This window comes from Mesorhizobium sp. M0062 (assembly GCF_040323125.1).
Taxonomy (GTDB): Bacteria; Pseudomonadota; Alphaproteobacteria; order Rhizobiales; family Rhizobiaceae; genus Mesorhizobium.
Genome location: NZ_JAMYUO010000038.1, coordinates 32133 through 44018, shown reverse-complemented (window position 1 = coordinate 44018; position 11886 = coordinate 32133). Strand labels below are relative to the sequence as shown.

At 60.0% G+C, this 11886-nt stretch carries 7 protein-coding genes and 3 pseudogenes; 3 read left to right on the top strand and 7 right to left on the bottom strand.

The genetic code is table 11. The features are described 5' to 3' along the window. Together NKJ64_RS28760 and NKJ64_RS28755 are read right to left on the bottom strand one after the other, a co-directional pair. Positions 1–189: pseudogene (locus NKJ64_RS28760) on the bottom strand (IS1380 family transposase); the annotation flags it as partial. Between the two features lie 96 nt (positions 190–285). Then, positions 286–387, bottom strand: a pseudogene (locus tag NKJ64_RS28755) (LysR family transcriptional regulator); the annotation flags it as partial. 571 nt (positions 388–958) lie between these two features. Between NKJ64_RS28755 and NKJ64_RS28750 the strand changes: the two are divergent. Further along, on the top strand, positions 959–1234 hold the full coding sequence (locus tag NKJ64_RS28750; protein ID WP_023673543.1) for an acyl carrier protein: 276 nt from the start codon (positions 959–961) through the stop codon (positions 1232–1234). Further along, complete coding sequence (locus NKJ64_RS28745) at positions 1235–2440, top strand: beta-ketoacyl-[acyl-carrier-protein] synthase family protein (protein WP_023707447.1); 1206 nt, start codon at positions 1235–1237, stop codon at positions 2438–2440. It abuts the gene before it with no gap. Positions 2441–2758: 318 nt separating this feature from the next. Here NKJ64_RS28745 and NKJ64_RS28740 read toward each other — a convergent pair. From NKJ64_RS28740 to bluB, 5 genes and pseudogenes are all read right to left on the bottom strand, one after another. Then, positions 2759–3634: pseudogene (locus NKJ64_RS28740) on the bottom strand (IS1380 family transposase); the annotation flags it as partial. A gap of 701 nt (positions 3635–4335) precedes the next feature. Continuing rightward, positions 4336–4590 carry a helix-turn-helix domain-containing protein gene (locus NKJ64_RS28735; RefSeq protein ID WP_031197535.1) on the bottom strand — a complete coding sequence of 85 codons (255 nt, stop codon included), beginning with the start codon at positions 4588–4590 and terminating at the stop codon, positions 4336–4338. Positions 4591–5041: 451 nt separating this feature from the next. After that, positions 5042–6862 (bottom strand): glutamine--fructose-6-phosphate transaminase (isomerizing), encoded by a 1821-nt coding sequence (gene glmS / locus NKJ64_RS28730; RefSeq protein WP_023707023.1) that lies wholly within the window; start codon positions 6860–6862, stop codon positions 5042–5044. Positions 6863–7374: 512 nt separating this feature from the next. Beyond that, positions 7375–7785, bottom strand: a complete 411-nt coding sequence (locus NKJ64_RS28725) for a hypothetical protein (protein WP_352463726.1) — start codon at positions 7783–7785, stop codon at positions 7375–7377. Continuing rightward, positions 7743–8378 carry a 5,6-dimethylbenzimidazole synthase gene (bluB, locus tag NKJ64_RS28720; protein WP_023694898.1) on the bottom strand — a complete coding sequence of 212 codons (636 nt, stop codon included), beginning with the start codon at positions 8376–8378 and terminating at the stop codon, positions 7743–7745. The genes NKJ64_RS28725 and bluB overlap by 43 nt, the downstream gene beginning before the upstream one ends. A gap of 2468 nt (positions 8379–10846) precedes the next feature. Here bluB and NKJ64_RS28715 point away from each other — a divergent pair. After that, the gene (locus tag NKJ64_RS28715) at positions 10847–11602 is read left to right on the top strand and encodes a Crp/Fnr family transcriptional regulator (RefSeq protein ID WP_023731597.1); all 756 of its coding nucleotides are present in this window, start codon (positions 10847–10849) and stop codon (positions 11600–11602) included. The last annotated feature ends 284 nt before the right edge of the window (positions 11603–11886 follow it).

The following is an 11886-nucleotide window of genomic DNA, read 5'->3' as shown; positions in this document are numbered from 1 at the left end:
GTGGACGACCTGGTCCGGGCAGCGCGGATCGTCGATGCAACGCGCCAGACGCTCGGCCACCCGCAACCGCTTTTCCACCTCGGCCTAGGCCAGAACGCCGCTGTGGACGACAGCATGCCGCGGTCGAAACGGGCGACGACGGACTTGCCGCCGACTAAAACCGCTCAGCGGCAGCGCAAGATCGTTCATGGTAGGTGTGGTCTCCGGGAAATTTCGGATCGGCTTAAGCAACCAAATCCTACGTCATTTCAACGGGCTTGCGCCACATCCACCAACCCCCATGAATTTGGTTAGGTTGATGCTGCGTGCCGCCGCCGTGAGGCCGCGCTCGCTAAGCAGCGCGTCGAGAACGACGAGAAGATTCAGATCGAGCCCTTTGAAACGCATGTCTTAGCTATCCATAGCGTGGATGAATTTGATTGAAACAAACGATTTTACCAATTCTCCGGAATGTCGCATGGACCTGGCAGGATCTCACGTGCGCCGATCACTGCCTCTATCGCGTGGCGAGTCCCTTGAGAAGAGCTCGAAAGAGGAAATCTGTCGCGTGCGGTGGAGATTGTACTGGGAATAGAGGCAGCGCTCCAAATCATGTCGAACTCTCCGACGAATGGCGACCGGTACAATAGTTGATCGCAACTGGTCCGGAGCTATGAAACATCTCGATTACATGAGGTGCCGAGTGAATACGCTGACAGCACCCACCGTCGCAGCGTTTAGCTGACGTTTGACGACGGTTCCTATCCATTTACACGCAGATTCTTGATGTGCTGGCGCAAAAGCGGGAGGCCGGCGACTTTTCTTCGTCATCGGGCTGACGCCGCAGAAGCCGGAACTCGTCCGGTTCCTATGGGCATTGGGCTTGGTCGGCGCACAGGCTCTATGAGGGGCAATTTTGGCAACGCGACGCGACTCGGGTTTTGAACGACGCCGAAAACGCAAGCTGGAAAGGAACAAGATGGCAGATCAACTCGCCAACGAAATAATCGCAATGATCAAGAAGCGCGCCGCGTCGGAGGGCGGCATAGCGCCTGCCACGGGCGGCGAAATAACGGCTGCCACGGGACTGACTTCGCTCGGTATCGATTCACTGGGATTGGCGGACGTTCTCTGGGACCTGGAGCAGGCCTACGGCATCGAGATCGAGATGAATACGGCCGAGGCATGGTCGGATCTCCAGAATGTTGGGGGCATGGTGGAAGCCGTGCGCAGCTTGCTCCCTACGGGGGTGTGAATGGACAGGCGCGTCGTGATTACTGGGATTGGCGGGATTTGCGGGCTTGGAACCAACGCCGCCGCCATTTGGACAGAGATGCGAGAAGGCCGCTCCGCCATCGGCCCAATCGTCAACTCCGAGTTCCATGAATTGAGGGTCAGGATCGGTGCCGAGATCAAGGCCCTGCCGGAGCATGACATCGACAGCAAGCAACTCATCTCCATGGACCGCTTCAGCCTGCTCGCTGTGCTTGCGGCGCGCGAAGCCATGCGTCAGGCCGGACTTTCCTCCAAAGAGGGAAATAGCTATCGCTTCGGTGCGACGGTGGGCGTTGGCGGCTGCGGGTGGGATGCGATCGAGCAAACCTACCGCGCCATCCTTCTGGGCGGTAAGCGTGCCGCTCTCTTGACTGTACCCAAGGCAATGCCGGGTGCCGCTGCCGGCCAGGTCAGCATGAGTCTCGGCCTGCGCGGGCCGGTCTTCGGCGTCACGTCCGCCTGTTCCTCGGCAAACCATGCGATTGCCTGCGCGGTGGACCAGATCAGGCTCGGCCGGGCCGACGTGATGCTTGCCGGCGGCAGCGAAGCGCCGCTCATATGGGGTGTGCTGAAGGCATGGGAAGCGATCCGCGTGCTTTCGCCCGATACTTGCCGGCCATTCTCGGCCGATCGCCAGGGCCTGTCGCTTGGTGAAGGCGCCGGCATGGCGGTGCTGGAAAGCTACGAGCATGCCTTGGCTCGGGGCGCCACCATCCTTGCCGAAATTGCCGGTGTCGGCCTTTCCGCCGATGCGTCCGGCATCGTCGCGCCGACTGTCGAGGGGCCGGAGGCAGCAATGCGGGCCTGCCTTGCCGATGCCAGGCTGGACGCCGAGGATGTCGACTATCTCAACGCGCACGGCACCGGCACCAAGGCCAACGACCAGATCGAGACGGCGGCGATCAAGCGCGTCTTCGGTCAGCACGCCTTCTCAATGTCCATTTCTTCTACCAAGTCCATGCACGCGCATTGCCTCGGCGCGTCCGGCGCGCTCGAGTTGATCGCCTGCGTGATGGCTATCCGCGAGAGCGTCGTCCCGCCGACTGCCAATTATCGTGAGCTGGACCCCGATTGCGATCTCGACGTCACGCCCAATGTGGCACGCGAGCGCAAGGTGCGCGTGGCACTGAGCAACTCCTTCGCCTTTGGCGGCACGAACGCGGTTCTGGCGTTCAGGCAGGTGTAGAAGCCGTGAAAGATGCTTCCGGCAACATTATCTCTCGCATCCAGATGCTTGCCGGATAACCTTGTGAAGGGCGGGTCATTGACCGCCTCGGCGAATGCGGGAAGTGGCAGCGGAAGATCGAGGATCCGGGGGTATCGTCTTTGCGAAATTCTTAACTGTTGAACCGGCTTGGACGTACCGCCGCCCCGTAAAAGGTAAGCGAGGCCATGCGGGCTCGGCTTGAGGGTCTGAAGCTGTACACGACAATGTCTGGAAGCCGCAGGGTCGGCTCTGCGCCCGTTATAGTCGCCTGAGTGCTGCCGGCCCGGCCGCGCCGCGGGCGCCGTCAATGAGCTCCTTGAACATGCGGACCTTGCCTCTCTTGGCCGACGCTTCCAGGCGTGCTGTCGTGCTGGCCTCCAGATCCGCCACATGCTTGCGCAGGGTCGTGGTGGGCGCGAGGCCAAAGATGAAGTCGACGCGCAGCACCAGTCGATGACCTGCGGGTTGCAATAATGGCTATCGCCGCGGAGCAGGATTCGAATGTTCGGCCAGTTGATCCGGATCGCCCGCACCAGACGGCGCAGGTGGGGGCGGATCTCAGCCCCACTCGGCCGCTTGGCCGGTCGCAGGATCGCGCTGACGAACCGTCCCGCACCATCGAACACGACGATCGGCTGGAAGCCGTACTCGTATGGTGGGCATTGAACAGGCGAAGCTGTTGGCCTCCGTGCACAGCGTCGAAGGTGTCGTCAATGTCGAGTACGATCCGCTTCGGCACTTGCCGGAACGAGGCGCAATAGAGATCGACCATCGCCCGTCCCATCGCGACCAGCTCCCGCACCCCGGGTGGTTCTCCAGCCGGCACAGCGTCGATTGCGACGCCAGATCCCGACCCGACGGCAGCGCATCCTGGGCCATCTTGAAGACCGGATCGCGGCGCAGCCGGTTGGCGTCGTTGCCGTCCTCGTAGCCGGCGCCGATCATCTTCATGCGAAAGTCGATCATGTCCGCCAGGCTGTGGACGACCTGGTCCGGGCAGCGCGGATCGTCGATGCAACGCGCCAGACGCTCGGCCACCCGCAACCGCTTTTCCACCTCGGCCAAGGCCAGAACGCCGCTGTTGGACGACAGCATGCCGCCGTCGAAACGGGCGACGACGGACTAGCCGCCGACTGATGACAAACCGCTCAGCGGCAGCGCAAGATCGTTCATGGTGGGTGTGGTCTCCGGGAAATTTCGGATCGGCTTAAGCAACCAAATCCTACGTCATTTCAACGGGCTTGCGCCACATCCACCAACCCCCATGAATTTTTCAGGCTGGCAGAGAGGGTGCTTGCGGTGCACTCACTGACACGAGATCGCAAATGGAGGCGCGTGACCACCAGAACTGGCGACACCCAAGGTGGTCCGCTGGACCCGCAGGAGGAACCACAAGGTGTCAGCGGGCAGAGCGCAAGCGAGTCCCTACTTCGATCTTTCTAGAAGCGCGCCGGCAGCCTGGGCGGGGGGCTTGGGGGTCAGACTGCCGGCGCACGCCACTCACGAAGAGCGGCCCCTTTTCCTGGTTCGAACGCCCATAGTCAACCCGGAAACGTCAGGATGCCCGCCATGTTACTTTCAGAGCGGCGCGACTTCGCCATGGTGGACGATTCAGCCTAGGAGTAGCCACTCTCGTAGGCCGAGTTGATGCTCAAGCCAGCATCGCCTTGCCGAACTAGGAAGAGTTCGCCGTTAGTCCTTCGTCGCGAGCCGATGCCGTCGTGCACGTTTCGTAGCACTCCGGGCGGCTATATCGCTTTGTTGTTCGGTGAGCTGCGCCAGAAGGCATCGCATCAATCGAATCAAGCGTCGACATCAGCTGCAAGCTTCACATCACAACAGCTAGTCCACCCATTGCAGATCATCCGATCTGTTCAGGCGGCGTCCGAAATGTCCAACTCCGACTCAAGAATTCCCACAGGTATGGAAAGCGATTTCGCTATCCGATCCCGATAGCCCTTGCTGTACCTCAGACCTCGCTCGATGTTTTGGATTTCCTCAGCGGCCAGGCCGCACGCGACGGCCAGGTCGTCGATCGAATATCCAAGGTGCTCGCGATAAGCGCGGACGATGTGGGTTCCCTGGGACATAGCCGTCAAGACTGGTTCGGGAATGCGCGAATCCTTCATAAACATCTCCAAGAACTGGGAGCTCCCTCGGAGATTCCTCCCGAGGCGCACACCTAGCAAATAAAAAAAATGGTCGTCCATTCGGCCGAACCGGCCTCATGCATGGGATGGGCCGCTGAATTGGCCGGGCCGGAATATGGCGGCTCACCTGCTTCTGATCAAGTATCAAGACTGCCCGTGCTGAGAGCCTGGTCGGCGTAGCGCATGCGACCTGCGATCCTTCGTGGACCATTCTCGCCGATGGCTTTCTTGAACAGCAACTCGAACTTTCGGCACGGACACTGCTTCCTTCGGCAATCTCCACCGGCGAGGCAGCGAAAGACCCGCTCGTAACCGCTACCGAGTTTCGCAATTGCAGCAAACAATGGTCATCTGGTTTCATCCGGGCTTCGGATCCAGACAAGGGGTACCGCTTTCCTGGAGGCGCATCGCCACCTGTACAGGTTCACAATCATTCGACCGTGACCGATTTTGCGAGATTGCGCGGCTGGTCTACATCCGTCCCCATGAAGAGCGCCGTGTGGTAGGCTAGAAGCTGTATCGGGAGCGAGAAGATCATTGGCGCGATAATCTCGTCGACAACCGGCAGCACGAGCGTGTGCATGGTTTCGAGTTTCGATACGGCTGCCCCTTTTTCATCGGTGATGAGGATAATCCGCCCTCCACGGGCAGCCACTTCCTGCATGTTGGAAACGGTCTTGTCGAAAAGACGGTCATGGGGCGCGATGACGATCACCGGCATGTTCTCGTCTATCAAGGCGATCGGCCCGTGCTTCAATTCACCCGCTGCATAGCCCTCGGCATGGATGTAGGAAATCTCCTTGAGCTTCAGCGCACCTTCCATCGCTAGCGGGAAACTGGTGCCACGGCCGAGATACAGGACGTCACGACACTTTGACAGTTCGCGCGACAAGAACTCGATTTCCGGCTGGATGCTCTCGAGTACGTGGCCCATCACGCGCGGCAATTCGGCGAGGCTCCTGACGAGCTCCTGCAGCTCGTCTTCGGGGACCGTCCCGCGGGCTCTGGCGGCGCCGATGGCGAGTGCTGCTAGAACGGCAAGCTGGCAGGTAAAAGCCTTGGTAGAGGCGACGCCGATCTCCGGTCCGGCAAGGATCGGGAAAACCGTATCGGCCTCGCGAGCGATGGTCGATTCGCAGGCATTGACGATAGCGCCAATTTTCAGCCCACGCTCCTTGCAGTACCTCAATGACGCAAGCGTATCGGCGGTTTCGCCGGACTGCGAGATGAAAAGAGCTGCCGACTGCGGCGGCAACGGGATCTCGCGGTAACGGAATTCGGACGCAACGTCGATTTCAACCGTCAGGCGCGCATAGCGCTCGAACCAGTATTTTCCGATCAGTCCGGCGAAATAGGCGGTTCCGCAGGCAGAGATCGCCAAGCTCGGGACCTTGGCGAAATCAATGCCAGGAACCATGTCGCGACTGTCTATGATGTTAATGTAATGACGGAGAGCATGGGCGATGACCTCGGGCTGCTCGTAAATCTCCTTCTCCATGAAGTGGCGATGGTTGCCCTTGTTGGCCAGATCGGCCGCGGCCGTGGAGATATGGAGCGGACGCTCGACGGGACGGCCGTCGACATCGAAGATATGGGCGCCCGAATTGCCGACAACGGCCCAGTCGCCGTCGATGAGATAGGTAATTTCATTGGTGAAGGGAGCAAGGGCGATCGCGTCGGAGCCCAGGAACATCTCGCCGTCGCCGTGACCGATCGCGAGCGGTGGCCCGTTGCGCGCCGCCGTGATGGTCGACGGTTCATCTTCGAAGAGGATGGCAAGCGCATAGGCGCCCTTGACGCGTTTCAGCATGGCACGCGTGGCCTCTTGCGGCCTCATGCCCTCTCGGCGGTATCTTGCCAAGAGATGCCCAACGACCTCGGTGTCGGTGTCGGTCTGGAACTCGGCGCCATCCGCCGCCAATTCGTCCTTCAGCTCGGTGAAGTTCTCGATGATGCCGTTATGGACTACGGCGACACCGTCGCTAAAGTGCGGGTGCGCATTGCGTTCGGTCGAGGCCCCGTGGGTTGCCCAACGCGTGTGGCCGATGCCGACGTTGCCGCTCAGCGGCTCTTCCTTCAGTCGCCTCTCGAGGTTGACGAGCTTGCCCTCGGCGCGCCGGCGGTGCAAGGCACCCTCGATGATCGTCGCAACGCCGGCGGAATCATAGCCGCGATATTCCAAACCCTTCAACGCGCCGATCAACCGATCCGACACCGGCTGTTGCCCAACGATGCCAACAATCCCGCACATGTTCGTCTCCGCATCTTTGCGGGCAGCACCAGCCCACGCGAGACGGATACCCGTCCGGCCGCTTTAAGTGGCGGCCTTGTAGTAGAATTCCATAATATTGGTAAAATTGATTGTTGTGATAACTACCATCCACCCGATGGATAGGTCGGCCGCTGTGGAGCCACGACCCAAACTTCTATTCGCGCCTGACGCTCTTATGAGGATCGCAAACTCACACCCGCGGCAGGATCACGGCCTCGGAAAGGCCAGGAGGCCTTGGACAGTGGACGGACGACGGGCCTGCGGCCCCTTGTCAGGCAGTCGGCATCTAGGAGCATGGTGCCGCCGACTTGGGCATCGGCGATGGTCTGTCTTGGCGACAGCCTGAGTTCGCTTCAGGACCGTCGTCGTCTCGCGCGGCTGCCGGTGTCAGTTGACGATAACAAATGTCCGCCGGGGGCGAGCGCCTCGCGCACGGCACGTGCCAGCCGCGGTCGGTCCGGGACGCCGTCGAAGGCGTTGGCCGTGAAGACTCACGGGGCGTGACACCAGAGTAGCGAGTTCGTAGCGCGTAGCCGGCGACGAATTCGCAATTGGTCGCGCCGGCGCCGGTCAGCCGGCGCTGCGCGGCCTCCAGCTGGTCGGCGTAGTGCGACGACATGGCGGGTGATCGTGGCGATCGGCACAGCCGCCCCGCAACAGAGGTCGACCACCTCCATGCCCGGCTTCAGCCCGTTGTCGCAAGCGCCATCTTCGCTGCGGTCGCGCTTGTCATGCTGCTCTTTCCTGGCCTTTGCAAGAACACGAACCTCGGCTTCGGTCGGAATGGCAATGTGGCGAAGGGCGACCCGATCTGCGTCAAGCTCATCGCCAGGGAAGAGGCGAATGATGAGCAGCCCCACTATCGCCTGATCACCACCGGCGGCCGCCGATGTTCCCAGCATTCGCGTTCCAAGGTCGGCATGTCGTGCTCCTCGCTGGCATAGCCGAGGCAGAAATAGCCGATCAGCGTCCATTCGGGCGGCGTGTCGAGAATTTCGGCCATCTCGGTCGCATCGAGGATCGACACCCAGCCCATACCGATGCCCTCCGCCCGCGCCGCCACCCACAGTGTGTGCACTGCCATGACGGCCGAATAGTCGATGGTCGCCGCCATGGTCATGCGACCGAGCCCATGGCCTTGTCGGGTCGTGCGGTCGGCGAAGACCGCGAATTGACAGGGCGCCTCGTCGAGCCCGGCAAGCTTCAGCCGGGCATAGAGTGCGGCGCGCTCTCCCGAAAAGCGCGTGAGCGCCTCAGCATTGCAGCGCTCGAAGCAGTCTCTCACGGCAGTGCGCCGCTTGAGGCTCTCGACGACTACGAAGCGCCAGGGCTGGCTGAGGCCAACGGAGGGCGCAATGCTGGCGAGCTCGAGCAGGCGTTCCAGCGTACCCTCTGGCAGAGCCGTCGGCTCGAAGCGCCGCACATCCCTGCGCCAGCGCAGCAGCGTGATCAGCTCGGAGCGAAAATCGTCGGTGAAATCTGGAGGTGACGGCATGGCGGTCTCGTTAGGTATGGATTGGCATTAGGGAGTACAGTGTGGACAGCCTCTGCCTATTGCCAAGCTGGCTTGTTGCGTCCGACAATCGCGTCATGCGACCCCAACCGCAAACGATAGAAAAATCTTTCCTCGTGGGCGGCGCTATTACGATGCAATCGACCAAGCCAGTTTCGATCAGCTCGCACCGCGGTGAATCGTGTACCAGGCCGTTGCTAAATGCGCCATTGACACTCAGGCGCACCCGTATCGCTCACCAGGCCTCCGAATGCAGAGAACGTCGGCCTGGAACGCGGAGACGGCGACAGGCATCTCAGCTTGCATATGGTCGTTCCTGCCGCATCGCCTGCAACTCAGTTTGCTTCCGACCACGTCGGCCTCGACGTCCCCGAAGATTCCCCAGGTCATTCGGCAGATACCATCGTCTGTCGTCATAGCGCCGCAGCGGACAGCACCAGCTGCCCAGTTTCATTTGGTGCATCGCTGAGCTTCCAGTCGCCACCGCAATTTCGTCTTCCACCAGCGTCAGGCATGACCCAAATTGGAGCTCATCCCTCTCACAGTCGATTCGCGCTTGAACTATATGTTCTACTTTCGTTCACTGTTCGGACGACACATTAGAAAGAGCTGGAATGGAATCTATTATCAGCCCTCGACAGCCGCCAAAGGTGGCCGCTGTTCAAGCCCGCCGAAAAATTTGGATGCCGTTCACAAGGGGAGAGCATTGGTGGGACCATGCCGGCACCATCTACCTCTTTGTTCTTCTCGGGGAACATCGCCCGGGCCAGTGGTCTCAATCGTGACCGGAGAGTAAAAATAACTGACGCGCATCAGGGCTCGCGCATGTGGAACGAGATGAGCATCCCAGTTACTGGCACATTCTACAATCAGCTACCAATTGACAAAACGTAAGGCAGGAGACGGTCGAGACGTGGAAGGTGTTCGACCGTCGTACCGCAGAGTCGCCATAAGTCGCATTTACGAGGCCCTAATATTTGATGCAAATGGCTGGGAACGTTGCTCACCCTCAACTCGGAGGTGACCGTTACCATCAACAGCGGATGGGCTGGTGCCGTCATCAGTTGGAGGGCGACTTGCCTCCTCTAGCCGTTTTCGCAACCTATTCCGTCGCCGTCTCGGTCAAGATCATAGATATCGGTGCCTACGACAGAGACCGGCCCGTGTACGTATGCGGGACCATTGCCCTTTCGGGAGGAACAGTCGACATCGCTGGCGATTGGAACACAGGCGCCTGTGTAGTTAGGGTCGCAGGATTCTTGGCCATGAGCGCTGCTGATGAAGGACGCCAGACCCAGAGCGACCGCGCCTAGACGATGAAACCGCATCAAACACCCGCCAGCCAACACCCAAGAAATCTTAGCGGGCATTTTAGCTCCATGCAATATTAGCGCTGGCTTGGGCGCCTATATATCACCACCAAGCTCCAAAGAGATAAGTTATTGCCCCACTGCAATGATCAAGATCGCGTTGAGGGTCGCGCGATGGCGGGCTACTTGATTTCGGTTTGGCAGATGCGCGGCCAAAGACCGACGCGTGCTGCCAGGCATATGCATCTGCGGCGGGGTTTGACTTTTGATATTGCGAGGCAGGAAGGTCGCTTGCTGTACAGAGGAGCTTATTGCCGAGGTCGAGAATCTTAGTGCCGATCGATGGTAGTGCATCCACATCAGTCTGATTTTCGACAGCCGTCGTCGAGCCGGAGTGCGCATCTCCCTCTGCGGTGAGGCCTCCGTAAGCGTCTGCGACGACCGACAGAGTCGACAACCACGCGCTTCGTTCAGCCCCCCGAGGTGATCATGGCTGAAAGCGGTCCTACAAGGGCGGGCGATGTTAGCCGTCAAGGCCGACAAAAGGCAAACGCTGTGGGATCGTGTGCAGGGCGAGGTCGGCGTCCCGGTCCCGAAGGAGCATAAGAAGGACAAGGCGGAATGGCTGAAGCCGGGACTGGTCGGCCGGGTCAGGAGGTCGAAGAGGGAAGAGAAGCTGCGCCACGCAAGGCTACCGGATTTCTGGGAGGATAACCAAAGAGCGCGGTCAGTCTTGGGTATATTGTACGATTGTTACCCAAGCGGCGGCCGGCATCGAACTCTCATCCTCGTGGAGCTAGGGTTGTGCTATGGCACAGCCCTTTCAATCCGCCCCAATGAGCGCTTCATTTCAGATGATCGTGGACCACTATGAGACAGCGGTTTCACTCCAGGAGCGCATTGTAACTCGCGCTCGACAAGTCGGCTTGGCGACCAAAAGCGATGACGAATTTCTGGAGCATCTGAATGCCGCGTTAGAGCGGGTGCGCCAAAGCTTGGCTCGGGCCGATTAACATAATTGATTAAAAAATGGGACATCCGCGGTCGGCAGGCATACAGTGTGCCATCGACGGCAACTCTAAGGGCGTCCGTCGGCTGTGAGCGATCAACATGCTTCCGCCCCAATAGGGAGAGGGAGCTATGACAGACTCCAGTTCACAAACTCACACTGCCGCGCAACGCGACACCGGCCAAAATTCGATCTATCGCAATTCGCTGCTGCTACGAATGTGCTCGGCAGATTTGGCATTGCTGCAACCTCATTTCGAAAGCGTCTCCCTTGGGCTGAAGACGCATCTCGAAGTGGCGGGGTCACCAATCAGCACCGTGTACTTCTTCGAGAGCGGTCTCGGGTCAGTGGTGGGCGAGCTGCGGCCTGGTATCGAAGCTGAGATCGGAATCATTGGTTGTGAGGGCATGACCGGCTCAGCGCTTATCATGGGCGATGACCGGTCAACGCACGATTGTTACGTCCAATTAGAAGCCCGAGCCTTTGTTATCGACGCGGGCCTCTTCACCAAGGCGCTTCTGACAAGCCCAACCTTGCGAACCTTTCTGCTCCGCTACGTTCACTACTTTCACCTCCAGGCAAGCTTCACCGCGCTCAGCAATGCCCGGATGAACATAGTCGACAGGCTCTCAAGATGGCTGGTGATGTGTGATGATCGCGTCGACGGGAACAGCTTTGCGATTACGCACGAGTTCTTATCAGTTATGCTCGGTGTCAGGCGGCCCGGCGTCACCATAGCGCTGCAAACCTTGGAGGGCCAAGGTCTGATACGCTCAATGCGAGGAGAGGTAGTCATTCTTGATCGCGCGCGTCTAATTGCGCTGGCAGATGGGTCATATGGCAGGGCTGAAGCCGAATACGCTCGGCTAGTCGGCAAACTGCATTGATCGCAGGCGCCGCGGCGTCCGTAGCGCCGCGACGGTGATCGCCAACGAATGTGCTCGACAGGAGATGGTCGATCTCCTGCATTGGAGTCACGTAAGCCGCCTAGACAGAGCCTTCACCGCCGACGTTGCCGAGCATCGGGATCCAAGACGAAGCTGTCATGCCGGCACCGCTGCATGCGCCGCGCGAGGGAACAAACCGCCCCTCGCCTTCGTTCAGGATCCCGAAGCACGATACGGCTGTGCACCACCTTCCGGCCACTCAAAGGAGACCCGAGACGACTTGG